At 60.7% G+C, this 25,615-nt stretch carries 33 protein-coding genes; 11 read left to right on the top strand and 22 right to left on the bottom strand.

Annotated features, from left to right (window positions below):
* Positions 1–38: 38 nt before the first annotated feature.
* From WNY80_RS04390 to WNY80_RS04375, 4 genes are all read right to left on the bottom strand, one after another.
* Positions 39–1,538, bottom strand: a complete 1,500-nt coding sequence (locus WNY80_RS04390) for a CoA-acylating methylmalonate-semialdehyde dehydrogenase (protein ID WP_342886104.1) — start codon at positions 1,536–1,538, stop codon at positions 39–41.
* Between the two features lie 103 nt (positions 1,539–1,641).
* On the bottom strand, positions 1,642–2,418 hold the full coding sequence (locus WNY80_RS04385) for an SDR family NAD(P)-dependent oxidoreductase (RefSeq protein ID WP_342886103.1): 777 nt from the start codon (positions 2,416–2,418) through the stop codon (positions 1,642–1,644).
* A gap of 3 nt (positions 2,419–2,421) precedes the next feature.
* A complete protein-coding gene (locus tag WNY80_RS04380) occupies positions 2,422–3,447 on the bottom strand; it encodes a phosphotransferase family protein (protein WP_342886102.1) in 1,026 nt (341 codons plus the stop codon).
* Position 3,448: 1 nt separating this feature from the next.
* The gene (locus WNY80_RS04375) at positions 3,449–4,282 is read right to left on the bottom strand and encodes an SDR family oxidoreductase (RefSeq protein ID WP_342886101.1); all 834 of its coding nucleotides are present in this window, start codon (positions 4,280–4,282) and stop codon (positions 3,449–3,451) included.
* 190 nt (positions 4,283–4,472) lie between these two features.
* On the opposite strand from WNY80_RS04375, the gene WNY80_RS04370 reads away from it, so the two are divergent.
* From WNY80_RS04370 to greA, 6 genes are all read left to right on the top strand, one after another.
* Positions 4,473–5,132, top strand: coding sequence for a TetR/AcrR family transcriptional regulator (locus WNY80_RS04370; protein WP_342886100.1), 660 nt, complete (start codon positions 4,473–4,475; stop codon positions 5,130–5,132).
* Positions 5,133–5,156: 24 nt separating this feature from the next.
* Positions 5,157–6,401 carry an acyl-CoA dehydrogenase family protein gene (locus WNY80_RS04365; protein ID WP_342886099.1) on the top strand — a complete coding sequence of 415 codons (1,245 nt, stop codon included), beginning with the start codon at positions 5,157–5,159 and terminating at the stop codon, positions 6,399–6,401.
* Between the two features lie 6 nt (positions 6,402–6,407).
* The gene (locus tag WNY80_RS04360) at positions 6,408–7,373 is read left to right on the top strand and encodes an NADPH:quinone oxidoreductase family protein (RefSeq protein WP_342886098.1); all 966 of its coding nucleotides are present in this window, start codon (positions 6,408–6,410) and stop codon (positions 7,371–7,373) included.
* Positions 7,374–7,382: 9 nt separating this feature from the next.
* Positions 7,383–8,420 (top strand): zinc-binding dehydrogenase, encoded by a 1,038-nt coding sequence (locus tag WNY80_RS04355; protein ID WP_342886097.1) that lies wholly within the window; start codon positions 7,383–7,385, stop codon positions 8,418–8,420.
* Between the two features lie 170 nt (positions 8,421–8,590).
* Positions 8,591–9,025 carry a DUF4864 domain-containing protein gene (locus WNY80_RS04350; protein ID WP_342886096.1) on the top strand — a complete coding sequence of 145 codons (435 nt, stop codon included), beginning with the start codon at positions 8,591–8,593 and terminating at the stop codon, positions 9,023–9,025.
* A 204-nt stretch (positions 9,026–9,229) separates the two neighbouring features.
* Positions 9,230–9,712, top strand: a complete 483-nt coding sequence (gene greA, locus WNY80_RS04345) for a transcription elongation factor GreA (RefSeq protein ID WP_342886095.1) — start codon at positions 9,230–9,232, stop codon at positions 9,710–9,712.
* 45 nt (positions 9,713–9,757) lie between these two features.
* Here the strand turns inward: greA and WNY80_RS04340 are convergent, their stop codons facing one another.
* Together WNY80_RS04340 and WNY80_RS04335 are read right to left on the bottom strand one after the other, a co-directional pair.
* Complete coding sequence (locus WNY80_RS04340; protein WP_342886094.1) at positions 9,758–9,949, bottom strand: hypothetical protein; 192 nt, start codon at positions 9,947–9,949, stop codon at positions 9,758–9,760.
* Positions 9,950–10,001: 52 nt separating this feature from the next.
* Entirely contained in the window at positions 10,002–10,259 is a 258-nt protein-coding gene (locus WNY80_RS04335) for a hypothetical protein (protein WP_342886093.1), read from the bottom strand.
* A 225-nt stretch (positions 10,260–10,484) separates the two neighbouring features.
* Here WNY80_RS04335 and WNY80_RS04330 point away from each other — a divergent pair, with 225 nt between their 5' ends.
* Positions 10,485–10,817, top strand: coding sequence for a hypothetical protein (locus tag WNY80_RS04330; RefSeq protein WP_342886311.1), 333 nt, complete (start codon positions 10,485–10,487; stop codon positions 10,815–10,817).
* Positions 10,818–10,965: 148 nt separating this feature from the next.
* Here the strand turns inward: WNY80_RS04330 and tgt are convergent, their stop codons facing one another.
* From tgt to WNY80_RS04290, 8 genes are all read right to left on the bottom strand, one after another.
* A complete protein-coding gene (tgt, locus tag WNY80_RS04325) occupies positions 10,966–12,102 on the bottom strand; it encodes a tRNA guanosine(34) transglycosylase Tgt (protein WP_342886092.1) in 1,137 nt (378 codons plus the stop codon).
* On the bottom strand, positions 12,099–13,175 hold the full coding sequence (queA, locus tag WNY80_RS04320; protein ID WP_342886091.1) for a tRNA preQ1(34) S-adenosylmethionine ribosyltransferase-isomerase QueA: 1,077 nt from the start codon (positions 13,173–13,175) through the stop codon (positions 12,099–12,101). Before queA ends, tgt begins: the two co-directional genes overlap by 4 nt.
* 71 nt (positions 13,176–13,246) lie before the next feature.
* The gene (locus tag WNY80_RS04315; protein ID WP_342886090.1) at positions 13,247–13,762 is read right to left on the bottom strand and encodes a peptidylprolyl isomerase; all 516 of its coding nucleotides are present in this window, start codon (positions 13,760–13,762) and stop codon (positions 13,247–13,249) included.
* A gap of 36 nt (positions 13,763–13,798) precedes the next feature.
* On the bottom strand, positions 13,799–14,365 hold the full coding sequence (locus tag WNY80_RS04310; protein WP_342886089.1) for a peptidylprolyl isomerase: 567 nt from the start codon (positions 14,363–14,365) through the stop codon (positions 13,799–13,801).
* Positions 14,366–14,462: 97 nt separating this feature from the next.
* Entirely contained in the window at positions 14,463–14,960 is a 498-nt protein-coding gene (gene coaD / locus WNY80_RS04305) for a pantetheine-phosphate adenylyltransferase (RefSeq protein WP_342886088.1), read from the bottom strand.
* A gap of 140 nt (positions 14,961–15,100) precedes the next feature.
* Positions 15,101–15,361 (bottom strand): DUF1488 domain-containing protein, encoded by a 261-nt coding sequence (locus tag WNY80_RS04300; protein ID WP_342886310.1) that lies wholly within the window; start codon positions 15,359–15,361, stop codon positions 15,101–15,103.
* 34 nt (positions 15,362–15,395) lie between these two features.
* A complete protein-coding gene (locus WNY80_RS04295) occupies positions 15,396–15,536 on the bottom strand; it encodes a hypothetical protein (RefSeq protein ID WP_342886087.1) in 141 nt (46 codons plus the stop codon).
* Positions 15,537–15,653: 117 nt separating this feature from the next.
* The gene (locus WNY80_RS04290; RefSeq protein WP_342886086.1) at positions 15,654–15,866 is read right to left on the bottom strand and encodes a hypothetical protein; all 213 of its coding nucleotides are present in this window, start codon (positions 15,864–15,866) and stop codon (positions 15,654–15,656) included.
* A gap of 508 nt (positions 15,867–16,374) precedes the next feature.
* Here WNY80_RS04290 and WNY80_RS04285 point away from each other — a divergent pair.
* Complete coding sequence (locus tag WNY80_RS04285; RefSeq protein ID WP_342886085.1) at positions 16,375–17,157, top strand: transglutaminase family protein; 783 nt, start codon at positions 16,375–16,377, stop codon at positions 17,155–17,157.
* Positions 17,158–17,276: 119 nt separating this feature from the next.
* Positions 17,277–17,402, top strand: a complete 126-nt coding sequence (locus WNY80_RS04280; protein WP_342886084.1) for a hypothetical protein — start codon at positions 17,277–17,279, stop codon at positions 17,400–17,402.
* A 92-nt stretch (positions 17,403–17,494) separates the two neighbouring features.
* Here WNY80_RS04280 and WNY80_RS04275 read toward each other — a convergent pair whose 3' ends face one another.
* The 4 genes from WNY80_RS04275 to gyrA form a co-directional block, all read right to left on the bottom strand.
* Positions 17,495–17,866 (bottom strand): VOC family protein, encoded by a 372-nt coding sequence (locus WNY80_RS04275; RefSeq protein ID WP_342886083.1) that lies wholly within the window; start codon positions 17,864–17,866, stop codon positions 17,495–17,497.
* 96 nt (positions 17,867–17,962) lie between these two features.
* Positions 17,963–18,664, bottom strand: coding sequence for a YafY family protein (locus tag WNY80_RS04270; protein WP_342886082.1), 702 nt, complete (start codon positions 18,662–18,664; stop codon positions 17,963–17,965).
* Between the two features lie 181 nt (positions 18,665–18,845).
* The gene (locus tag WNY80_RS04265) at positions 18,846–19,262 is read right to left on the bottom strand and encodes a VOC family protein (RefSeq protein ID WP_342886081.1); all 417 of its coding nucleotides are present in this window, start codon (positions 19,260–19,262) and stop codon (positions 18,846–18,848) included.
* A gap of 310 nt (positions 19,263–19,572) precedes the next feature.
* A complete protein-coding gene (gyrA, locus tag WNY80_RS04260; protein ID WP_342886080.1) occupies positions 19,573–22,425 on the bottom strand; it encodes a DNA gyrase subunit A in 2,853 nt (950 codons plus the stop codon).
* 198 nt (positions 22,426–22,623) lie between these two features.
* Here gyrA and WNY80_RS04255 point away from each other — a divergent pair, with 198 nt between their 5' ends.
* The gene (locus tag WNY80_RS04255; RefSeq protein ID WP_342886079.1) at positions 22,624–23,253 is read left to right on the top strand and encodes a MarC family protein; all 630 of its coding nucleotides are present in this window, start codon (positions 22,624–22,626) and stop codon (positions 23,251–23,253) included.
* 3 nt (positions 23,254–23,256) lie between these two features.
* Positions 23,257–23,559 (top strand): DUF1905 domain-containing protein, encoded by a 303-nt coding sequence (locus WNY80_RS04250; RefSeq protein WP_342886078.1) that lies wholly within the window; start codon positions 23,257–23,259, stop codon positions 23,557–23,559.
* A gap of 34 nt (positions 23,560–23,593) precedes the next feature.
* On the opposite strand, the gene WNY80_RS04245 is transcribed toward WNY80_RS04250, so the two are convergent.
* The 4 genes from WNY80_RS04245 to WNY80_RS04230 form a co-directional block, all read right to left on the bottom strand.
* Positions 23,594–23,986, bottom strand: coding sequence for a hypothetical protein (locus tag WNY80_RS04245; RefSeq protein ID WP_342886077.1), 393 nt, complete (start codon positions 23,984–23,986; stop codon positions 23,594–23,596).
* 93 nt (positions 23,987–24,079) lie between these two features.
* Entirely contained in the window at positions 24,080–24,493 is a 414-nt protein-coding gene (locus tag WNY80_RS04240) for a VOC family protein (RefSeq protein WP_342886076.1), read from the bottom strand.
* A gap of 65 nt (positions 24,494–24,558) precedes the next feature.
* Positions 24,559–24,984 carry a cupin domain-containing protein gene (locus tag WNY80_RS04235; protein WP_342886075.1) on the bottom strand — a complete coding sequence of 142 codons (426 nt, stop codon included), beginning with the start codon at positions 24,982–24,984 and terminating at the stop codon, positions 24,559–24,561.
* A gap of 60 nt (positions 24,985–25,044) precedes the next feature.
* Entirely contained in the window at positions 25,045–25,578 is a 534-nt protein-coding gene (locus tag WNY80_RS04230) for a single-stranded DNA-binding protein (RefSeq protein ID WP_342886074.1), read from the bottom strand.
* Positions 25,579–25,615: the final 37 nt, after the last annotated feature.

The raw sequence follows: 25,615 nt of genomic DNA, 5'->3' as shown, positions 1-25,615 counted from the left end.
ATTCTGCCTCCCGGTCGCTCGCTCTATGCTTGGTTTCCTCACCCCATCGTCGGGATGTTGAAGTCGGCACCATCCTTGATACCCGAAGGCCAACGCGCGGTCACTGTCTTGGTGCGCGTGTAGAACCGGAAAGAATCCGGGCCATGCTGGTTGAGGTCACCGAAGCCGGACTTCTTCCAGCCGCCAAAGGTGTGGTAGGCCAGCGGTACCGGGATCGGCACATTGATGCCGACCATGCCGATATTGATGCGGCTGGCAAAATCACGTGCCGCATCGCCATCGCGGGTATAGATCGCCGTGCCGTTGCCATATTCATGTTCCATCGGGTAGCGCAGCGCTTCCTCGTAGTTCGGCGCACGTACCACCGACAGCACAGGCCCAAAGATTTCCTGCTGGTAGATATCCATGTCACGGGTGACGTTGTCGAACAGGCAGCCGCCCATGAAGTTGCCGTTCTCGTAGCCCTGCAGCTTGAAGTCACGGCCATCCACCACCAGCTTGGCACCCTGCTCCACACCGGAATTGACCAGTCCGAGAACCCGGTCGCGGGCTTCGCGGGTCACCAGTGGACCAAAATCGACATCATTGCCGGCAGTGTAAGGCCCGATTTTCAGGGACTCGACGCGCGGTGTCAGCTTTTCGATCAGCCGGTTTGCGGTCTCTTCTCCGACCGGCACAGCGACCGAAATTGCCATGCAACGTTCGCCGGCAGCACCGTAGCCCGCGCCGATCAGGGCGTCCACTGCCTGGTCCATATCGGCATCCGGCATGATGATCATGTGGTTCTTGGCCCCGCCAAAGCACTGAACGCGCTTGCCGTTGGCGCAACCACGGGCATAGATATATTGCGCGATCGGCGTCGAGCCGACAAAGCCGATAGCCATGATTTCCGGATGATCCAGAATCGCATCGACCGCTTCCTTGTCGCCGTTGACGACGTTGAGGATGCCGTCCGGAGCGCCGGCTTCGCTCATCAGTTCGGCCAGCATGATCGGCACGGACGGATCACGCTCGGATGGCTTGAGGATGAAGGCGTTGCCTGCAGCGATCGCCGGGCAGAATTTCCACATCGGGATCATCGCCGGGAAGTTGAACGGCGTGATGCCGGCGACCACGCCAAGCGGCTGGCGGATCGAGTACATGTCGATGCCGGGACCGGCGCCCTCGGTGAACTCGCCCTTGAGCAGATGCGGCGCACCAAAGGAGAACTCGGCCACTTCAAGGCCACGCATCACGTCGCCCTTGGCGTCGGGAATTGTCTTGCCATGTTCGCGCGACAGCGCTTCGGCGAGCTTGTCCATGTCGCGATGCAAAAGCTCAACAAACTTCATCATCACCCGGGCGCGTTTTTGCGGGTTGGTCGCAGCCCAGCCCACTTGCGCCTTGGCAGCAACTGCAACCGCTTCAGCAAGTTCCTCGTTCGAGGCCAGCGGAACCTTCGCCTGCACTTCGCCCGTTGCCGGGTTCATCACATCGGCAAAACGGCCCGACTTGCCTTTGACATGCTGGCCGCCGATAAAATGGGTGAGTTCTTGCATGGTCCTGCCTCCGCTATGATTACGTTGAAGGCATCTTGCGCTCACTGATCTTGATGTTCAATCAGCCAGATTGCTCAACCGATGTGCAAAAATTAAAGCGCGGTCAGGCTGCAGACAATCCACCGTCTACCTGCAATGTCTGGCCGGTGACGAAACTTGATGCAGGATCAGCAAGATAGATGAGACCGGCAATGACCTCGTCGACTTCCGCCAGCCGCCGCATGGGAATTGCCTGGACCATCGCCGCTTCCGCTGCGTCACGATCCTTGCCGGCCTTGTCGAGAAAATCGGTGGCCATCGGGGTTCGTGCAAATGAAGGGCACAAGGCGTTGACCCGCACGCCGCGGCGCGCATATTCGATTGCGGCCGACTTGGTCAGTCCGACAACACCGTGTTTCGCCGCCGAATAAACGGCGAGCATCGGCGCCGCCACCACCCCGGCGACGGATGCAACATTGACGATCGCCCCGGTTTCCCCGCTCTCGCGGAATCGTTTTTCCAGCGCCGGCAGTTGCGCCCGCATGGCATAGAACACGCCCATCAGGTCGACATCGATGATTTTCCGCGCCTCGTCGACCGGCGTTCTGGGAAGCGGCATCATGTCATGCACGATGCCGGCATTGTTGATGGCAATGTCGAGCCGGCCAAACTCCGACAATGCCTTTTCGACCAGCTGCTCGGACAACTCCGGATCGGAAATGTCGCCGCTCACCGCGACGGTCTGGTCCCCCAGCTCTTTCGCCAGGGCGTCAAGCCGCGCCGAAGCCAGATCGCTGATCACCAGCCTGGCCCCGGCCTTGGCGAAATACCGCGCCGCGGCCTGGCCGAAACCGCCGGTCGCACCGGTCAGTATGACAACCCGTCCTGCAAAATCCGCCATGTTTTATGCCTTTCCGGACATGATATCGTTGGCCATCGATGCCAGCTGCGGCACCGCCGCGCCGATTTCGCGGGCGCGTTCGGGGTTGGATGCATTGCCATCAAGCGCGCGCTTGTAGACGCCTTGCAGGATCGCCGCCAACCGGAAGAACGAGAACGACAGGCAGAAGGTCCAGTTGTCGACCGCAATGCCGCTGCGCTCGGAGTAAAGCGCCACGTACTCGGCTTCGCTGGGAATTCCGAGTTCATTGCGGTCAAGTCCGCCCAGCCCGCGGAAGCCGCTCTTGTGTGGCAGCCGCCACTGCATGCACTGGTAAGACAGGTCCGCCAGCGGATGCCCCAGCGTTGACAGTTCCCAGTCGATCAACGCCAGCACTTCCCCGCCATGGGCGGAAAAGATCATGTTGTCGAGCCGGTAATCGCCATGCACCACCGAGACAATCCCGTCATCGTCGGGCAGGTTGTCCCAGAGCCACTCCATCAGCCGGTCCATCTCCGGAAGTTCCTCGGTCTTGCTGGCAATGTATTGTTCGCTCCAGCGCCGGATCTGCCGCGCGAAATAATTGCCCGGACGGCCGTAGTCGGCCAATCCGGCGGCCTCGACATCAACCTTGTGAAGCCGCGCCAGAACATCATTCATTCCGTCATAGATCGCCGCCCGTTCCTGCCTGCCGACTTCCGGCAGCGCCGGGTCCCAGAAGATCCGGCCTTCGACCAGTTCCATGACGAAATACATCCGTCCGATGGCGCTGTCCTCGCCTGACAGGCCATAGACCTTCGGCACCGGCACGTTGTTTTCGGCCAGCGCCTTCATCACCCGGTACTCGCGGTCAACCTGGTGGGCCGATTTCAAAAGGGTCCCGGGCGGCTTGGCGCGCAGCACATAGGAGCCGCTGTCGGCTTCCACCCGGTAGGTCGGATTGGACTGGCCGGTGTTGAATTTCTCGATCGCATGCAAGCCGGAGAATCCGGGCACGAGCTCGTGCAACTCGTCGGCAAGCGCTTCCATGTCAAACGGTTGCTCTTCCATTTCATGCATCCTTGAAAAGACGTATGTCGTGTTGCACCGAAAGGCCGCCATCGATCGGCAGGATCGCCCCGGTAATGTAGGCCCCTGCCCGGCTGCAAAGATAGATCGTGGCGCCGGCGACGTCATCGGGTCCGCCGATGCGGCCAAGCGGAACGCCCGCACCAACCCGTTCCACCTGCTCTTCCTTCGCGGTGGCAAACGCGGTCATGCGGCTTTGAAACGGCCCCGGCGCGAAGGCATTGACGGTAATGCGCTGGCCAGCGAGTTCCTCGGCCAGGATTTTGGTCAGGTGATGCACCGCGGCTTTCGATGCCGAGTAGGAATAGGCGCCGTCGGCTGCGGGCTGCGTGCCCATCACCGAACCAAGATTGATCACCCGCGCCGGATCAGCATCACTTGCGCTGGCATGCAGCAGCGGCGTCAGGTCACGGGTAAGCGTGAACAGGCCTGCAACATTGACCGACATCACCTTGGCCCAGGCGGCATGGGGAAATTCCGCATACGGCGCACCCCAGGAGACACCGGCATTGTTGACCAAGATGTTGAGACGGTCAGTCCGCGCCTGAACCGCATCGACCAGTGCCGCCACACCCTCTGCAGTCCCCACGTCACCGGTAAACCCCTCGGCTGAACCCTCCGCTCCCATGGCATTGATTTCGTCGGCGACATGGATGCAGTCCAGTCCCTTGCGAGAAGCAATCATCACACGCGCACCGGCCTGCACCAGCCCCGTCGCGATCATCCGGCCGATGCCGGTCGCGCCACCGGTGACCAGAGCCGTTTTGCCCTTCACCCCGAAAAGACTGCCCAGATAGCTGTCGCTCGCTTCACTCATTGTATTTCCCTCCCCCCGCGATTGACGGCATTTCCGCCTGTTCATCGCTCAATAACAATAGCGTTGTCTCGTCGATTGACAACATACTCGATAGTATGTTCAAGTCCTTGGCGACTGCAAGACGCTTTGAAAATATTCTTCGCATCAACCGGCGCGAATGCCGTGAAACAGGACAGAGGCAGGCCAAACAATGGCGACCGCGGCGCGATCGACCAAATACCGTCGTCAGAGCGACACCGACCTTTCCCGCATGGAGATCATGGAAGGCGCGGCCCTGTGCTTCGAGGCGCGCGGATATTCCGCCACCAGCCTGGATGAAGTCGCCGCCCGGATCTCGTCGACCAAGGGCCGCATCTACCACCACTACGCCTCCAAGGCCGAGCTGTTCCTGGATGTCTACCGCACCGGAATGATGATGAATTTCGAGGCCGTGGAGCCGATCCTTGAGCTCGACATGCCGGCCATCGACAGGTTGAAGGCCGTCCTCAAGGCGCATGTTCTGTGCGTCATCCGAACCAAGGCTTTCCAGAACGTCGTCGGCCAGGGCGTCGACATGCTCAGGCATGGTACCATGCCCGCCAACGAACACGCGGAACTCCGCCAGCTGGCCGGCTTGCGCGACGCCTATTCCGAGCACTTCAGAAAGGTGCTCGAGGACGCCATGGCCGATGGCGAGATCGAATACAACAACATCAAGATCGCGCTCAACTCGGTCTTCATGTGCATCAACGGGCCCATCGTCTGGTTCACGCCGCGAAAGGGTCAGGACGAAAAAGAGATTGAAGCCATTGCGGACGAGTGCGTTCTCTACGCGATCCGGCTTCTGGGCTACACGGGCAAGATGCCCTGAACGAACATCTGGAGGAGGATATCCATGACCGAAGCAAAGCCGATGGATCTTGGCGTTACCAAGCATCTGCAACCCATTCTCGAGGCGGTGCGTGACATGGTCCGCAACGAGATAATGCCGCTGGACGAGGAATTCCTCGCTGAAGTCGGTTCCAAGGGAGACCGTTGGAGCTACACGCCCCGCCAGACCGAAATCCTTGAAAGTCTCAAGGCCAAGGCCAAGCAGCGCGGCCTCTGGAACCTCTGGCGCACCCAGTCCGACCGCGGACTGACGACCGTCGAATACGCCTATCTCGCCGAGGAAATGGGCAAGGCGCATCTCGGTGCAGAAACCTTCAACTGCTCGGCGCCCGACACCGGAAACATGGAAGTGTTCGACCGCTATTCCACGCCCGAGCACAAGAAGCAGTGGCTCGAACCGCTGCTCAACGGCGAAATCCGCTCCGCCTACCTGATGACCGAACCGAATGTGGCGTCGTCCGACGCCACCAACGTGTCGATGTCCTGCGTCCGTGATGGCGATGAATATGTGCTCAATGGCGAGAAATGGTGGGCTTCTGGCGTCGGCGATCCGCGCTGCAAGATCTACATCGTCATGGTCCGCACCGGTGACGAAGACACGCCGAAGCATGCCCGCCACTCGATGATCCTGGTCCCTGCCGGCACGGCCGGAATCGAAAAGCTGCGGCCGATGCAGGTCTACGGCCAGGACGACGCGCCGCATGGCCATTTCCATCTCAGGTTCACCGACGTCCGGGTCCCTGCAAGCAACCTGCTGGTTGGCGAGGGCAAGGGCTTCGAGATCGCGCAAGGCCGGCTCGGACCGGGCCGCATTCACCACTGCATGCGCGCCATCGGCCAGGCTGAAATGGCGCTTGAGCTGATGTGCAAGCGCTCGCTCGAACGCGAGGCATTTGGCAAGAAGCTCGCCCAGCTCGGCGCCAATTACGACATCATCGCCGAATGCCGCATGGAAATCGAACAGGCGCGGCTGCTGTGCCTCAAGGCCGCGTGGATGATGGATCAGGGCAACGCCGTTGCCGCCGCACCGTGGATCAGCCAGATCAAGGTGGTCGCACCCCGGGTGGCGCTCAAGGTCACCGACGAAGCGGTCCAGATGTTTGGCGCTCAGGGCATCTCCCAGGACACGCCGCTGGCCCGCAGCTGGACGCATCTGCGCACCCTCCGGCTCGCCGATGGTCCCGATGCCGTGCATCGCCGCCAGGTCGCACGCACCGAGCTCAAGCGCTACACGCAGGAAAAGGTGTGATCGGTCATGAAGGCGATTGTCTGTCCCGAATATGGCCCGATCTCCAACCTCGAGTTTCGCGACCTGCCGGATCCGGTCCCCGGCGCCGATGAGATTGTGCTTCGCTCCGAAGCCATTGGCCTGAATTACCCCGACGGCTTGCTGGTCCAGGGGCTTTACCAGATGAAGCCCGAGACACCGTTTGTGCCGGGCATGGAGGCCGGCGGCATTGTCGAGGCGGTTGGCGCAAACGTCAGCCACCTCAAGCCCGGCGACCGCGCTGTGGTCATGCTGACCAATGGCGGCTATGCCGAAAAGGTGCTGGCGCCTTCCAACCGGGCGTTCCCGATCCCCGACAGCATGGATTTTGCCGGTGCCTGCGCGCTGATGTGTGCCTGGGGCACTTCTCATCACGCGCTCAAGCAACGCGCTGCACTGCAGCCGGGCGAGACCCTGCTGGTGCTGGGTGCTGCCGGCTCCACCGGGCTTGCCGCCATATCGATCGGCAAGGCCATGGGCGCGCGCGTCATCGCGGTGGCATCCAGCGAGGAAAAGCAGCAGGCCTGCCTTGAGGCCGGTGCGGATATCGCCCTGCCCTATGACGGCTTGCGCGAAGCGCTGAAGCAGCATGCGCCGGGCGGCGTCGATGTCGCCTTTGATCCGGTCGGCGGCGCGGCCTTTGATGTCGCTGCCCGCGCCATGGCCCGCAACGGGCGTTTGCTGGTCATCGGCTTTGCCTCCGGTGAAATCCCCAAGCTGCCGGTCAACCTGGTGCTGTTGAAGGAGTATTCGCTGGTAGGCGTGTTCTGGGGCGCATTCGTCGCCAAGGAACCGGAAGTCTATGCCGCCAACAATCGAGAATTGTTCGCCTGGCATTCAGAAGGCCGCATCAAGACACGGATCGATGAACAACGCCCGCTGGCCGATGCGGCAATCGCCTTGCAGCGCATTCTCGACCGAGGCGCCATCGGCAAGACCATCCTCACCCCGTAAGGACATGAAATGACTTTGCCATCGAGCATGAACGCCCTGATCCTCAAGGGAGACGGATTCGGCAACACCCGCACCGGGGCCGCAATCGAGACGCTTGAGCCCTATCTCGAATATGGCTCCCTGCCGGTCCCGAAACCCGGACCAGGCCAGGTGCTGATCAAGGTGCGCATGGCCTCGGTCAACCCGTCCGATCTCTATTTCATCAAGGGTGAATACGGCCAGCCGCGTATCAAGGGTGCAGCCGCCGGCTTCGAGGGCGTTGGTGACGTGGTCGAAGGCAAGGGTTTTTATGCAAGCTACCTCAAGGGCAAGCGCGTGGCTTTCGTCGGCGGCGTCAACGGGTCGGGCGCCTGGGCCGACTACATAGTAGTCGAAGCCGCCATGTGCGTGGTGGTCAAACCGGCAATGCGCGACGAGGATGCGGCGGGCCATGTGGTCAACCCGGTCACGGCCTGGACCATGTTCGACATCGTCAAGGCATCCGGCTCGAAGAGCTTCGTCTTTACCGCCGCCTTCTCGCAACTCGGCAAACTGATAGCCGGTCTGGCGCGTGACAACGGCTATGCGATGATCGCCGTCATCCGCAAGGAAAGCCAGGCAGCCCATCTGCGGGAACTCGGCGCCAAACACGTGCTGGTCCAGTCCGACCCGGAGTTCACCTCGAGGCTCGCTGCGCTGCTGAAATCGGAGAAGCCGCGCGTGCTGCTTGATGCGGTGGCCAACCAGCTGTCTGCCGACATCTTCACCGCCATGCCAGCGCGCGCCCGCTGGGTCGTCTACGGCAAGCTTGACACCGAAGCGCCGGCTCTCAAGGAACCCGGCCAGCTGATTTTCATGAACAAGAAGATCGAGGGCTACTGGCTGATGAACTGGTTCCGCAAGGCCTCGATTATCGAGAAACTGAAAACCCTGCGTGCCGTCCAGAACCGTTTCATCTCCGGTGCCTGGAGCACCGAAGTGGTGGCAACGGTCAAGCTGTCCGAAGCGATGCGGGAGTTGCCAGAGGCGCTGAAAATCGGTGACGGCAAGATCATGATTGTCCCTTAGGACAGATATCAATCTTGCGACGCAACATTAGCTTACACCGCTATGCTAATGCAATGATTGCATATTGTTGCTTCACTTAACGTGCTGGATGAACTTGCGCATCAACGCCGGCCCGTCGCGACTTTCCATTTGCCTGTACCGCCCTATCTAGAGGCGGACGGAGGCTCGCCATGACAAATCCCAACCGCCTGAATGCATTGTTGGCAACGACACTCGGGGCCCTGTTGCTGGCGTTGACGCCGGCGCACGCCGATGAGGCGGCAGACGCCCGCTCTGTCATCGAAAGCCAGATCAACGCGTTTCTCGCCGATGACATGACGGCAGCCTATTCCTTTGCCTCGCCCTCGATCCGGAAAATCTATCCGGATGAAAGCCGCTTTTTCGACATGGTCAAACGTGGCTACCAGCCGGTTTACCGCCCCGGCAATTTCGCGTTCGGACGCTCCAGTACGGCAGCCGGTGGCGCAGGTATCGTTCAGGAAGTTCTGATTGCCGGACCGGACGGTCAGGACTGGACGGCGCTCTATTCGCTTGAACGCCAGCCCGACGGCAGCCTCAAGATCAATGGCGTCCAGATGATCAAGGCTGCGCCACCCCAGACCTGACCTCCGGGTCATCTACCTGTGAATGACAGATCAGGTGATCTCTGATCTCCTGCGTTTTCGACAGCTGGAACAAGGCCGTCACGAGCGCGTTGAACGATCACGGGACGGGCATTGCCTGCCTGCGCCGATTCAACTTATGCTCGATCTTTCCCGCCTGTCAGGCATTCGCCATGTGCGCAGGGAACAGCCGAATGGAGACTTGCAGTGAGCGTTGCCTTCACCAAGGAAGAGAGTTCCGAAACCGCAGCCGAAACCCTGCTGCCGGACCGGCCGATTTCGCAAAACCCCAATCTGGTGACACTGACCGGACTGAAGCAGTTGCAGGCGCAACTCGACGCCGCGCGCGCTGCCTATGAGGCAGCAAACACCATCGAGGACGTCAATGAAAAGCGCCGCCAGCAGGCCACCCCCTTGCGCGATGCCCGCTATTTCGCCGAGCGGGTTCGCACCGCGCAAGTGATGCCGGACCCGACTTCACATGAAGTCGTCGCCTTCGGTTCCACCGTCACCTATAGCCGCGACGAGCGACCACCGCAGACCTATCGCATCGTCGGTGAGGACGAGGCCGATCCCAGGACCGGCACCATCTCGTTTGCCTCCCCGGTGGCCCGCGCACTGATGGGCAAGGCGGTGGGCGATGTGGTTGAAGTTGGCGAGCAGGAAATCGAGATTATCTCGATCTCGTAGGGCGATATTGCAAGGCAAGCGCGGAACACATGGCCGCGCCTGCGCCTACCGGCTTGCGAAATAGTAGACAATCCCGGCAATCAACAGCAGGACGAACGAGGCAATGCCCGTCACAAACGGGATGATCCCTGCCATCTCATCGAAATGACGCCGTCCGGAGACGGTCTCGACACCCCACCAGCCGAAGATCATCCCCGCGAGGCTCACAAGCACGAGCAAGATCGCAAACAGTTTCATGACGGTCCCGTCTCCAACCTTACCGCCGACGCCCGATACCTGGGGCTTCAGCCTATCTCAGCCAATGGCACCGTGTGGTGTAAACCCGGCCTCTGGAATTGCGGTACTGGCACCGGCCATCCGCGGTTTCGATCAGAAACGTACCAAAGCCGCCGATCAAGGCACCTGCAACGGCACCGCCGACGCTGTTTGATGCAATCGCACCCACTGCCGCGCCGATCCCTGCGCCACTGGCCGTTTTCTCGGTTGTCGTGCAGGCAGCCAGTGTTCCTGCCGCGACGATGACGATTGCCAATTTCAGAATTTTCATCGACCAACCCTCACTCCATTGATGTCAGGGATCCCTGTGCGTAATCCCTTGCGTGATGGTGCATCCGATAGCAACGCCGGTCAAGCACAAGCCGGCGGCCGCCAGAAACGCCTCTCCGTTCGATCCTCCCGGACAAACGATTTTCCCTCCGCGCGAAATCCGCTATGACGGATGACAGCGGCTGTTGCCGCCAACCATCAAAGGATGTCCAAGGAAATGTCGACCATGAAATTCCGGCTTGCAATCCTAGCGGTTTCCGCCGCTGCCCTCACTGCCTGCACCACCGCATCGGTCCCGTCCAACCCGCTGCAGAAGCGCTGGAACGGCAAGTCGGCAGGCGCGTTCTTCGCGGCCTATGGACCTCCGATATCCGACACCGTGGGTATGGGCGGCACCACGCAGTACCGCTGGCGCGGCGGCTATGCCCGGGGCAAGCGCTGCCTGGTCGAGCTGACGGTCAGCAAGGACTACACCATCAAGACCATCAACGCCGTCTCCGATCACATTGATCCGAAGGGCGGGCCGTCGCATTGCGAAAAAACGCTCGACGCCGTTTGAGGTTGGTGTGCAGCGCCGGGCGTCAGTTGAGAAGCCGGCCCCTGCCTACAAATTGAATGACAGGATTATGCCGCCGCCGTGCCCCAGGACCTGAGCCTGGGTGATGGCGGCGGCATTCACGAGGACATGCACAGGGGAAAAACTCCCCTCACCCCAGCGGCGGAATATCGCCCCTGGCCCAGGCCTCTTGCGTTTCGGTGGAAAAGGCCTCGAACCTTTGCGCCTCGATTGAAGCGCGGATCCCGGCCATCAGGTCCTGATAGTAGGACAAATTGTTCCAGGTGATCAGCATCATGCCCAATATCTCGTTGGAGCGGACCAGATGATGCAGATAGGCGCGCGAATAATCACGCGCCGCCGGGCATGAGCTTTCCTCATCCAGCGGACGGTGGTCCTCGGCGTGGCGCGCGTTCTTGATGTTGATCTTGCCGTGGCGGGTAAAGGCCAGGCCGTGGCGGCCAGCACGGGTCGGCATCACGCAATCGAACATGTCGATGCCGCGGCCGACCGATTTGAGCATGTCGTCGGGTGTGCCCACACCCATCAGGTAGCGCGGCTTTTCCGCCGGCAGTAGCGGACAGGTAACATCGAGCATGTCGAGCATCACCTCTTGCGGCTCCCCTACAGCCAGACCGCCAACGGCATAGCCCTTGAGATCGAGGCCCGACAGCCCCTTGGCCGAGCGCTCGCGCAATTTCGGGATATCGCCGCCCTGGACAATGCCGAACATCGCCTTGCCGGGCTGGTCGCCGAACGCAACCTTGCAGCGCTCTGCCCAGCGCAGCGACATTTCCATGGCGCGCTCGATGTCCGTCTCGCTGGCCGGCAACCGGACGCATTCATCGAGCTGCATCTGGATGTCGGAATCGAGCAGGCCCTGGATTTCGATCGAGCGTTCCGGGCTCATCTCGTGGCGCGAGCCGTCGATATGCGACTGGAAGGTCACGCCCTGCTCGTTGATCTTGCGCAGGGCCGACAGCGACATCACCTGAAACCCGCCTGAATCGGTCAGGATCGGCTTTGGCCAGCGGGCGAATTCGTGCAAGCCGCCAAGTTTCGCAACCCGCTCGGCACCGGGACGCAGCATCAGATGATAGGTATTGCCCAGGATGATGTCGGCGCCCAGGTCACTGACCTGGTCCATATACATCGCCTTGACCGTGCCGCCGGTGCCGACCGGCATGAAGGCCGGCGTGCGGATGGCGCCACGCGGCATGGTGATTTCGCCGCGCCGCGCCTTGCCGTCGGTGGCAAGCAATTTGAACTGGAAATGATCGGTGGTCACGGTTCGCTCCGGAACAACAGGCTGGCATCGCCATAGGAATAGAAACGGTAGTTGTCATCGATGGCATGCTGATAGGCGGCGCGCATGGTGTCGAGGCCTGAGAATGCCGAAACCAGCATGAAAAGCGTCGAGCGCGGCAGATGGAAATTGGTCATCAGCACATCGACGGCACGAAACCTGTAACCCGGCGTGATGAAGATGTCGGTCGGGCCGGACCATGCCTTGATGGTTCCGGCTTCGTCCGTGGCACTTTCCAGCAGCCGCAACGAGGTGGTGCCGACCGAAACAACCCGGCCGCCCCGCGCATGCACTTCATTGAGCGCTGCAGCGGTCTCGGCACTGACATAGCCGATTTCGGAATGCATCAGATGTTCGGTCGTGTCGTCGACCTTGACCGGCAGAAAGGTGCCTGCACCGACATGAAGCGTGACGAAATGCCGGGAGATGCCGCGGGCATCAAGCTGAGCGAACAGGTCGGGCGTGAAATGCAGCCCTGCGGTCGGCGCGGCAACGGCGCCATCCTCGCGGGCGTAAATTGTCTGGTAGTCCTTGCGGTCCTGATCGTCCTCGCCGCGTTTGGAGGCAATATAGGGCGGCAGCGGGATATGACCGGTGGCCATGATCGCCAAATCCAGCGCCGGGCCGCTCAGATCGAAGACCAGTTCAAGTTCACCGCCCTCGCCGCGCTCACCCGCCGTGGCATCGAGCACGCCTGAAAGGCAGGTTGCGCCATCACCGCCGAACGACAGCCGGTCGCCCTGCTTGATACGTTTTCCCGGGCGGACAAAGGCCTTCCAGCGGTCCGAACCGGAACGCATATGCAATGTGGCCGAGATGCGTTGCCGGTTTTCACCACGGATGCGAAAGCCTTCGAGCTGAGCCGGGATAACTTTTGTATCGTTGAACACCAGCGCATCGCCGGGCTCAAGCAGGCCGGCCAGATCGCCAACCTTCAGATCGGCAAGCGTGCCATCGGCCCCGACATGCAGCAACCGGGCACTGTCGCGCGGGTTTGCCGGCCGGAGCGCGATCCGCTCGTCGGGAAGGTCAAAATCGAAAAGGTCTACCCGCACCTGCGTACCCCAAAAACAAACGCGCGGAATTCAGATGGCCTGAAGCCAGCGAATTCCGCGCGTAAAAAGGATTAAGCCTTGGCGTCAGCCGCGACCTTCATCGAAACGATCTTGTCCGGATCGACCACGGGCTCGCCGCGCTTGATCTTGTCGACATTGTCCATACCCGATGTCACCTGGCCCCAGACCGTGTACTGGCGGTTGAGGAAGCCGGCGTCGTCAAAGCAGATGAAGAACTGCGAGTTGGCCGAGTTCGGATCCTGCGCACGCGCCATCGAGCAGGTGCCGCGCGCATGGTTCATGTTGGAGAATTCCGCCTTCAGGTCGGGCTTTTCCGAGCCGCCCATACCGGCACGGCCCGGGTTGAAATCCTTGCCGCCGGACTTGCCGAACTTGACGTCTCCGGTCTGCGCCATGAAGCCTTCGATCACGCGGTGAAACACCACGCCGTCATAGGCGCCTTCGCGCGTCAGTTCCTTGATCCGCGCAACATGGCCGGGGGCCAGATCCGGAAGCAGTTCAATGATCACCTCACCTTGCGTGGTTTCCATGATGAGTGTGTTTTCGGGATCCTTGATCTCCGCCATGGGGTCTCTCCTGTGTTGATTGAGTATCGTGTCTCGTCAGCCGCCGGAGCGAACCTTGATCATCCGATCCGGATCGCTGACCGAACCATTGTTGCTGGCACTGCCGCGCTTGATCTGGTCGACAAGTTCCATGCCCTTGATCACCTTGCCTACCACCGTGTACTGGCCATTCAGATGCGGCGCCGGTGCGAACATGATGAAAAATTGCGAGTTCGCCGAATTCGGATTCTGCGAACGGGCCATCCCGACCGTGCCGCGTTCGAACGGCCTGTCGGAGAATTCTGCCTTCAGGTCTGGCTGCGAAGACCCGCCGGTTCCGGCGCGCTGCGGTACGAAGCCGTCTTCCATGTCGCCGAACTCGACGTCGCCGGTCTGGGCCATGAAGCCTTCGATCACGCGGTGAAAGGCGACATTGTCGTATTCACCGGCATCGGCCAGCGCCTTCAGGCGCGCGGCATGTTGTGGCGCCACGTCGTCGGCGAGTTCGATGACCACATCGCCGGTTTTCAGCGTGATGGTCAGCATTTCGGCAGCGGCGGCAAAGGATGTCGAGACCAGGCCAAGGGCCAGGGTCGCGGCGATGAACAGACGTGAAGGACGCATGATGGCTCCAATAAATGCGGCAGCCAGGCGGCTCAACGGCCCGGCGGCAATCGTTTGACACACCGCCGCTGGCTTGGCAACGCCACGGCGAAGCGGGTTAGGCTTCCGACAACCGCGCTTTCAGTGCATTTTGCACGACAACCGGAACAAACGGCGTGGTATCGCCGCCCATCTTGGCGATTTGCCGCACAAGCGTGGCGGTGATGTGGCGGGATTCCGGATAGGCTGGTGCAAACACGGTGGTGATCCCCGGCGCCATCGCCCGGTTCATGCCCGCCATCTGCATCTCGTAATCAAGATCGGTCCCGTCACGCAGGCCCCGCACCAGCACGCTGGCACCTGCCTCCTGTGCGGCCTCGACCACCAGGTTCTTGAAGGAGACAACGCTAACGTCGCCTGAGCGCTGTGGAAATTTGCTTTTGACCACATCCGCGATCATGCTTGCCCGCTCATCGAACGAGAACATCGGCGTTTTGCCCGGATGCACCCCGATGCCGACAACCAGCTGGTCGCACAGCGCCAGCGACTGCTCGAGCACATCGATATGGCCATTGGTCATGGGATCAAATGATCCGGGATAAAATGCAATCCGCATGGCAACCCCCTCTTTGGGTCGCCTTTTGTCATGACAGACAGGGCGCATCAAGCAATGATTGGCCCGATCCATCCCTGTCAGGCCAGAAATACGCCATCCGTGGACGCAAAATCAAACCGGCAAACGGCAATGCGGCAATGTCAGAAGTCGTCGTAGGACAGCCGGACCATCGAGTTGCGCTTTTTCTGATAGGCCCGCACGGCAACCGCCTCGATTTTCGAACGGAAACGATCGAACGCATCGAGATAGGCCGTTTCCGGTGTACGGGTCAGTCCGGCGAGCCGTTCGAGGGCAGGTGCTTCCAGAACAAAGCGGACTTCCATCACGCCGTCATAGCCGGAAAACCGTATGATACCCGCATCCTCGTCGAAACTGCGGCTCTGATTGGGAAAGTTGATCATCGCCACGTACGCAGTTCGTCAATCCGTCCCGCGCTCACTTCTTGGCTTTTTTCTGGAACGGGTTTGTTTCCAGTTGCTTGACCGCGGAACCGAGAGGCGCTGCAGTCTTGGCTGCGGCCTTGTCCTTCTTCGGTTTGCGAATTTCCTTACTTGATCTCATTTGGCCCTTGGCCATGGTGTTTCCTGTTCGGGCGTTTCATCCGGTTGGCCGGGATTGGCCGCATCCGGAATGTGAACGCGAATGATGGATTTATGGCGCGGCCCGCATGATGCTGGCGGCCTGAAATTCCTGCTACGCGCTGGTAACCGACGCGACGAGTTCCAGGTTGCTGCCCTGTTCGACACGTTCATGCCCCTGCTCGTCATTGCGGATCCGGTACTGGGCCTTGCCCTGGTTGTCAGGCAACCGCATCAATACGGTGAACTCCATCGGAGTCCGGGGTGACAGTCCGACACGTGACTGAAGCGAGACATGCTGTCCCTTGGTGAATACATTCTTGGTCATTGGTACTATCCGATACTGTCTGCGCCCGGCGCAGCACTGCTGCCCACCGAACGGCGATTTTCAATTCAAATACGAGATGCAAGCGAAGTGGCGCTGAGCCCGCGTTGAACGTTCCTGCGCAACGCTTGAATTATTACGCCTTATCCATACGCCCCTATTGCGGTTTATCAAAGGCGAAACTGCATCCACGCTCATGGCCTGGCCGCGACCAGGCGGACCATTGTGCGTTTGCGAAAAAGGACAAAGCCAATTGCCGCCAGCCGTGCCATACTGTCTTGGGCCCATTTCGGGGCCGCGCCGCTGGCCAGATAGTCTGGCCCGGCATTGGAACAAGGTCACGCGCCAGGCGTTACCGGGGTTCATCACATAAGGTACCGGCATGCTGATCAGGTTTGGTTTTGAGATAATGGTTGACTGCCCGGCACCGGTTCCGATGCTGCTGGCACTGTCAACGCACACGGAATTCAACGGCCGGCTGATTGGCGCTGACTATGTCAGGTCAACCAGCATGACACCCATATCCGTCTATGTGGACCGCTACGGCAACCGGATTTCCCGCGCCGTCGCCGACCAGGGCCGAACCACCTTCTGGAGCGATTGCGCCACCGAAGTCTCCGGTGTCCCGGACATCTGGCCGACATTCGCCATCCAGCACCGGATCGAGGATCTGCCCAGCGACACACTCGATTTCCTCGGCGCGAGCCGATATTGCGATTCCGACAGTCTGGGCAATTTCGCCTGGGCCAATTTCGGCAACACCCAGGAAGGCTGGCCGCGGGTACAGGCGATCTGTGACTTCGTCCATAACCACGTTACCTTCGGCTACAAGTTCGGCCGCCCCGACAAGACAGCCCGCGATGTGCTGGAGGAAAAATCCGGTGTCTGCCGCGATTTTGCCCATCTGGGCGTCAGTCTTTGCCGGGCGATGAACATTCCGGCGCGCTATGCCAGCGGCTATCTCGGCGATATTGGCGTGCCCGACTCCGGCTTTGACGATTTCTGCGCCTGGTTCGAGGTTTTCCTTGGCGGCAGCTGGCACACGGTCGATGCGCGCTACAACGTTCCCCGCATCGGCCGCATCCTGATGGTGCGCGGCTCGGATGCATCGGATGTGGCGATGATCACCTCGTTTGGCTCCTATCAGCTGTCGTCGTTCAGGGTCTGGACCACCCTGATTGAGGACGGAACCAGTGATCAGGACATCCACGCGATGCTGCAAACCCTGCCGCCGCCACGCCCGGGCGGTCCGGATTTCGGCCTCGCTGTTCCCGGCGCGGTCCACCTGTTCTAAGGCACAATTGCCGCACGGCGTCTCACCATTTGTTAGCCATGAATCCATTCAGCTTGGGTTCATTCAGAATTTGTCATGGTGTCTGCATCAAGGTTTGATGTGACGAAAGGACAACCGTGATGACAATAGCTCTCGCCCTGCTTGCCCTGTTGATCGTTGCACTCTTCAGCGGCCTGATACTTGGCGCCCTGCGCCAGGAAATACCCGGCAAGACCACGGACCCGGTCTGGCCCCGCAATCGCTAGAAGACCGGGAACCGCATCCTCCCGCTCAATTCACGCCCGGCCCGCGGCACGATCCGCTGGCCGGGCTTTGCTTTTGACTCCGGAACCGCTTGTCAGGCTCTGGCGTTTGCAACCACACGGATCCGGTGGCCATCGGGATCAGCGGCCACGAAAGTATGTCCAAACGGCATTTCAACCAGGTCGACGAGGATCGGCATCCCCTTTTCCATGCAGTCCGAATGGCATTTTTCCAGCGCCGGCACATCGGCGACATTGAATGAAATCTCGCTTGCACCCGGTTTTCCCGGTGCTCCCGGCGCAACTTCGTCAGCCAGCCAAAGCCCGAGCATGACCTGTTCGCTGAGCGGCAGCATGGCAAATCCGGGGTTGGATTCGACAACCGGCTTGCCAAGCAATCCGGAATAAAACCCGGCACTCGCCAGCGGGTCGGCGACATGCAACAGCACGAAATCGAAATTCAGCATCTTCTCTCTCCGTCATTTGGTTGAAACCTGACCCTCAGGTCATGTACGGAGATTACGATTTCATACTGCCAATATATGTCAGCATCAACAGAGCATTCAATCGGAACGCGACCTGAGATGGATGCCTTCCTTCGCCTGCCACTGCTTCATCAACACGGCACGACGTTGCGGATATCCCTTGGCATCCACAGTCAGACTTATGATCCGGTCGGCGCGAAAATGCCTGAAATCATTGCGCAATTCACACCAGGCGACAATCACTCTCGCACGATCGAAAAATGCCAGAGCAATTGGCCAGATCACGCGCTCGCTGCAGGCGCCATTGACATCGGCATAGGAAATCTCAAGCTTGCGCTGCCGCCGGATGGCGTCACGAATAGCCGGAAGTTCGCTCTCGCCCGCGGCCAGCGGCGCACCGCGCCCCACCAGCAATGTGCTGTCATCGAGGCCCGCCCTGAGATCGGCCGGCAGCACCGCGGCAATCTTGGTGAGAGCGTTGCGCGCCGCCTGCCCCAGCGGTTGATCGGTGCGTTCCGCGACCCAGCGCGACCCAAGCACAAGCGCCTCGATCTCGTCTTCGGAAAACATCAGCGGCGGCAGCATGAACCCGGGTTTGAGCACGAAGCCAACCCCTGCCTCACCGTCAATCGCCGCCCCTTGCGCCTTCAAGGTCTCGATGTCGCGGTAGATGGTCCTGAGCGACACACCCAGCTCTTCCGCCAGCACCGCACCACTGACCGGCCGCTTGTAACGCCGGAAGACTTGCAAAAGATCGAGAAGACGTACGGCGCGGGACAAATCTGGCTCCGGAGGTGGGACGATGACGGCGGAGTGTAGCAGATCATGCTGACAGATTGTGGCAGCATGATCCAGGTCGCAAGCGATTGATCTAACTGTTGACGTTTACGATGCAAATTCAGCATCTTGGCTGCGCGATCACCATGCCCGGCATGCGAACAATGCGCTGCCGCCGCCAAGGCTACCCGTCGCGTCCTGGTTCATTCGGATCGCTGGAAAACAGTGCAATCTTGTTGCCTTGAGGGTCGCGAAGGTAGCCGACATAGAATTGAGGCCCATACGAGTCACGGAAGCCGGGCCGGCCCTCGTCAAAGCCACCTGCCGCCAGTGCGGCGGAGTGAAGCTCGCGAACCTGCCTTTGACTGCGGGCCTCAAAGGCGGTCATGGTGCCGTTCCCGGCCGAGGCAGGCTGTCCATCGAAGGGTGGCTTGACGTAAAAATCGGGCAGAACGGGAGACTGGCCAGGTTTTACGGGCAGCGCATAGCTCAGGCCCTCGGGCCCTTCTTTCAGCCCATAACCAAGCGCCGGCAGGAACGCAGAGTAAAACCGTTTGGCGAGAACCATGTCATCAGCGCCGACGGTGACGTAGGCAATCATGCTGCGTAATCCTCTCCCGACGTTTAGCAATGGCACGGGGTTTTCTGCATTTTGGTAGACCAGCACACAATTGCGCACAATAGCAGCTACACGAAATCGCAGATGGTCAACCGTTGTTGACCGCAGCACCTGGGCCGGCATTTGGTACAACCGCGGCACAATTTCGCTTTGTCCACATTCCGCAGCCATCCAGTTTTTGGCGCATGGCAGCGAACATCGTTCCTGACCAAGTCCGCATCAGGCTATTCCGGGCCGCCAACAAAAAAGCCGGGGATTTCTCCCCGGCTTCTCTCAAGTCTCTAGTGACAGGTCAGGCCTGCGGTTCTTCTCCGATGTCGGTGTCTGGCCCATCGGAACCCGTCGCCGGGTCATCACTGGCGGCCCCGGATGCTGCATCGACCACACCTTCCGCGGTCTCGCCCTCGACGCCCTCTTCCAGCTCTTCGTCATCATGTTCCGGTTCGCTGATCCGGTCGACAGAGACCACACGCTCATCCTTGGCGGTCGAGAAGATGGTGACGCCCTTGGTGGCGCGGCCGGCCATGCGGATGCCGCCGACCGGAACCCGGATCACCTGGCCGCCATCGGAAACCATCATGATCTGGTCGCCCTGCTCGACCGGGAAGGCCGCAATCAAAGGTCCGATCTCGCCGGTCTTCGAGGTGTCGGTGGCGCGGATGCCCTTGCCGCCCCGGCCCGAAATCCGGAACTCGTAGCTCGACGAGCGCTTGCCGTAACCTTTTTCCGAAACGGTGAGGATGAACTGCTCGCGGGCTTTGAGCTCCTCGTAGCGGTCGTTGGACAGTTCGCCGATCTCTTCGGTCTCCTCGCCCACCAGACCGACATCATCGGCCTCTTCACCGGTGGCTGCCCGGCGCTCGGCCATGGCGCGTTTCAGGTAGGCCGCGCGTTCGGCGGCATCCGCATCGACATGATGCACGATGGTCATCGAGATCAGGTGATCGCCTTCGGCCAGGTTCATGCCGCGAACGCCAATCGAGTTGCGTCCGGCGAAGACGCGCACATCATCCACCCGGAAGCGGATGCACTGACCCAGTGCCGTGGTCAGCAGCACGTCGTCGAACTCATTGCAGGTCTCGACATTGAGGATGGCGTCACCCTCGTCATCGAGCTTCATGGCGATCTTGCCGTTGCGGTTGACCTGGACGAAATCACTGAGCTTGTTGCGCCGCACGGTGCCGCGCGTGGTGGCGAACATCACGTCGAGATTGGCCCAGCTGTCCTCGTCCTCCGGCAACGGCATGATCGAGGTGATCCGCTCGCCCTTTTCCAGCGGCAGCATGTTGATCAGCGCCTTGCCCTTCGAGGTCGGCGTGCCGATCGGCAGGCGCCAGACCTTCTCCTTGTAGACGATGCCGCGCGAGGAGAAGAACAGCACCGGCGTATGCGTGTTGGCGACGAACAGCCGCGTGACGAAATCCTCGTCCCGCGTCGACATGCCCGAGCGGCCCTTGCCGCCGCGGCGCTGCGCCCGGTAGGTGGCGAGCGGAACCCGCTTGATGTAGCCCGCGTGGCTCACGGTCACCACCATGTCCTCGCGCGCGATCAGGTCCTCGTCGTCCATGTCCGCGCCACCCTCGATGATCTGGGTGCGGCGCGGCACGCCGAATTCGTCACGCACGGCAATCAGCTCGTCCTTGACGATCTGCTGGACCCGCAGGCGCGAGCCGAGGATTTCGAGGAAGTCCTTGATTTCTTCGCCGATCTTGCCGAGTTCGTCACCGATTTCATCACGGCCAAGAGCGGTCAGGCGGGCCAGGCGCAGTTCGAGAATGGCGCGCGCCTGCTCTTCGGAAAGATTGTAGGTTCCGTCTTCCTCGTTGATGCGGTGGCGCGGATCGTCGATCAGAAGGATCAGCGGCTCCACGTCACGGGCCGGCCAGCGCCGGGTCATCAACTGCTCGCGCGCGGTCGCAGGATCCGGCGCGCTGCGGATCAGGGCAATCACTTCGTCGATATTGGCAACGGCAATTGCCAGGCCAACCAACACGTGAGCCCGTTCGCGCGCCTTGCGCAGCAGGTATTTGGTCCGCCGCGTGATCACGTCCTCGCGGAAGGCCACGAAGGCCTTGAGCATGTCGATCAGCGTCATCAGCTCCGGCTTGCCGCCGTTGAGCGCCACCATGTTGACCCCGAACGAGGTCTGCAGCGGCGTGTATCGGTAAAGCTGGTTGATGATCACGTCCGCAACCGCATCGCGCTTGAGCTCGATCACCACCCGGTAGCCCTGGCGGTCGGATTCGTCGCGCAGGTCGGAAATGCCCTCGATGCGCTTGTCGCGCACCAGTTCGGCCATCTTCTCGATCATCGTCGCCTTGTTCACCTGGTAGGGAACTTCGGTGATGATGATGGCTTCGCGGTCATTGCGCATCGGCTCGACATGAACCTTGCCGCGCATCATCACCGAGCCGCGGCCGGTCTCGAAGGCCTGCCGGATACCCGCCTGCCCCAGGATGATGCCCGAGGTCGGGAAATCCGGGCCCGGAATGATGTTCATCAGCTCAAGCAGGTCGATCGCCGGATTGTCCATGATGGCGATGCAGCCATTGACCACTTCCACCAGGTTGTGCGGCGGAATGTTGGTGGCCATGCCCACCGCGATGCCGCCGGCGCCGTTGACCAGCAGGTTGGGAAACCGTGCCGGCACGACCTTCGGCTCGGAGCCGGATGAATCGTAGGTTTCCTGGAAGTCGACGGTATCCTTGTCGATGTCTTCCAGCATTTCATGCGAGAGCTTGGCCAGGCGCGATTCCGTATAACGCATCGCAGCCGGGGGATCGCCGTCGATCGAGCCGAAGTTGCCCTGCCCGTCAACCAGCATCGCGCCCATCGACCAGTGCTGCGCCATGCGCACCATGGCGTCATAAATCGACTGGTCGCCATGCGGGTGATATTTACCCATCACGTCACCGACGATGCGGGACGATTTCACATATTTGCGGTTCCAGTGGTAGCCGCCCTCATGCATTGCATAGAGAATACGGCGATGCACGGGCTTGAGCCCGTCGCGCACATCGGGAAGCGCCCGGCTGACAATCACGCTCATGGCGTAATCGAGATAGGAGCGCTGCATTTCCTCGATAATCGAAACCGGTTGAATGCCTGGCGTCAGAGGTCCGGCGGGTGTGTTCTGGTCTGTCAAAGCGGTCCACGATAATTAAATGGAATCATTATCTGCGTTATAGCCGAAAGCCGTAGTTGTCGCCAATTTTCACGCCCTGAATCAGCCGTTCAGGCCACTTTCTCCACCGTTGCGGCCAAAGACAGGGGTTTCGAACCGGCCCGGGGTGTCGTAAGTCCTTGTAAAAGGCTTTTTCACCGGGCTGGCGGGGGACGCTTCATGAACATTGAACTCATTGTAAATGCCTTTGTCACGATCATCGTGATGTTCGACCCGCCCGGCCTGGCGGCAATTTTTCTCGGCCTCACCACCGGCATGACCCGCAGCCAGCGGCTCCAGGTGGCGCTGCGCGGCACGGTGACCGCTGCCGGTATCCTCGCCGTCTTTGCCATAGCCGGCGCCAGCCTTCTCAACCTGCTCGGGATTTCGCTCGGCGCTTTCCGCATTGCCGGTGGCGTGCTGCTGTTCTGGATCGCTTTCGAGATGATTTTCGAAAAGCGCCACGAACGGCAGGAAAAAAGCGCCGAACGGGCAATCACCAAGGATCACATCTCCAATGTCGCCGTGTTCCCGTTGGCGATCCCGCTGATCGCTGGCCCCGGAGCAATTTCCGCGGTCATCCTGCTCGCAGGCTCCTTTTATGCGCCTGTCGAACGCGCCGGGCTGATCGGCGTGATCATCGCCGCTTCGGTGCTGCTGTTTGCCTTTCTGGTGATTGCCGAGCGCATTGACCAGTTTCTGGGCGACACCGGCCGAACCATCCTGACCAGGTTGCTCGGCGTCATTCTGGCAGCCCTTTCGGTGCAGTTCGTTGTCGACGGGATCAAGCAGGCATTCATGACCGCCTGAACGATGCCTCCCGAACAGCACTATCAATTCGACGCCGAGCTCTGGCTTTACGCCGCAGCCAGGGCTCCTTGGCATTTCATCACCATTCCTGCCGATGTCGCCAGCCAGATCCGGTTCATGGCGGGCAAGACGCGGGGCTTCGGCTTCATCCGGGTCCGCGCCCGCATCGGTGAAACCAGCTGGGCGACGTCGCTGTTTCCGGACAAGGCCACGGGATCGTATTTTCTGCCGGTAAAGGCCGACGTGCGCCGTCGCGCCGCCATTGCCGCGGGCGACCGTGTCAGCGTTGAACTGTTGATCGGCTGATTTCGGCGAGAGCCGCCCGCCGGACGCCCTGGATCTATTCGTCGAGCACGATGGTCAGTTCTGCCCCGCCCCAGCCATGCTGCTTGTCATGGGCGCGGAGAATGACGCTTTTCACACCGGCGGGAATGGCTATGCCCGACTGGCTGCGCGTGAACGGCTGCTCGTTGACATGCGGATGCAGCAACACCCGTTCGCCATAGACCGTGCCGTCCGGCCCGGTCACCTGCCACTTGTCGGCATAATGCTCCCAGCCTTCGTCGGCATGGCGCACGCTCACATCGAACCGGTAGGTCCCGTCGGCGGCCTTGGTGTACTTCGCGGCAACAACGTCCGCTTCTCCGGCATGGACGGGCAGACAGGAAAGAATACCGGCCATCAGCGCGATGGGCAGTGACCGGGTGCGTATCTTCAGGAATTTGATCATCATCGCCAATTTTTGCCCGGATCCAGATCCCGGCGCCAATCACGATTCCGTGCAATCCGCCCTGTGGACCCTCGCACGAGTCGACAACTCCAAATGTCAGTTCGCGGCCGGGTGCCCCTCGGCCAGTTGCAGCAGGTCCCACAGATTGCCGTAGATATCGCGGAACACCGCCACCGTGCCATAGTCTTCGGTCTTGGGCTCACGGATGAATTCGACACCTTGTGCGATCAGGCGATTGTAGTCGCGCCAGAAATCATCGGTATTGAGGAACATGAACACCCGGCCGCCGGTCTGGTTGCCGATGAACGGCTCCTGTTCCGGTTTCGAAGCACGCGCCAGAACGATCGACGTCCCCTGGCTGCCCTTGGGCCGGACAACCACCCAGCGCTTGTCCTGCTCGGCCTGATAGCTGTCTTCCAGAAGATCGAATCCGAGCACACCGCAATAAAAGCCGATGGCCTCGTCATAATCGCGGACCACAAGTGCGACGTGGGTGATGGATTGGCGCAATACAGCCTCCCGTGCCCGACAGCAGGGCCTTTATCCTGATTTTACACCCATGACAACCAAATGTCTCAGGCCGGTGGTGAACCCACATGGCCCTGCGGATTGTCCGCAAACCATTTCACGATGCCGGGCATCGCCTGCTCGAAGCCTCCGGGCATGAATACGTTCAAAAGCCCGACCTGTGCATCGGTGCGGTTCTCGAAATCATGTGTAACGCCGGCCGGAATTCTTAGAAAACTGCCCTTCTCCAGGACGCGCCATGCATCGCCCACCAGGAACGAGGCTGTACCTTCGAGCACATAGAAGATCTCTTCATTGGCATCGTGCGAATGAGCACCCACCCCGCTGCAGTGCGGCTCAAGCCACCATTCCGAGATCGAGTAGCGGTCACCACTCTCGCCGTGATCAGCCTTGAATACCGCCTGCATCCGGCCAAGAGCGTATTGCCGCCCTTGCCCGGGACCGAGTTCCAGTACGTCGTTCTTCGTTGTCACGATACACCACTCCAATTGCTCGCAAGCAGAACTGACCAACGGAGACGAAACACGCTCAGATCAGAACGGAATGTCGTCGTCGAGATCGCGGGATGAACCGCCACCACCACCGCCGCCACCGAATCCGCCGCCGCCGCCGCCGCCGGAACCGCCACGATCACCGCCGGACGATCCGCCACCGAAGTCGCCGCCGCCGCCGTAATCGCCGCCGCGGCCACCACCGCCGCCACCGCCGCCTTCGTTACGGCCATCGAGCATGGTCAGATTGCCGTTGAAGCCCTGCAGCACCACCTCGGTGGAGTACTTGTCCTGGCCCGACTGGTCGGTCCATTTGCGGGTCTGCAACTGGCCTTCGAGATAGACCTTCGAGCCCTTCTTGAGATAGTTCTCGGCGATCTTGCACAGGCCTTCATTGAAGATCACGACCCGGTGCCATTCGGTCTTTTCGCGCCGCTCGCCGGAGTTCTTGTCACGCCAGCTTTCCGATGTTGCCACCGACAGGTTGGCGATCGGACGACCGTCCTGGGTGCGCCGGATTTCCGGGTCCGCGCCCAGATTGCCGACGAGAATGACCTTGTTGACGCTACCCGCCATGATGTTTCACCTTCCAACACTTCAGGCGGCCTTGCGC

The organism is Hoeflea sp. AS16, assembly GCF_038900095.1.
Classification (GTDB): Bacteria; Pseudomonadota; Alphaproteobacteria; order Rhizobiales; family Rhizobiaceae; genus Hoeflea.
The sequence above is the reverse complement of the archived record's forward strand: the minus strand, read 5'-3'. Positions and strand labels throughout refer to the sequence as shown.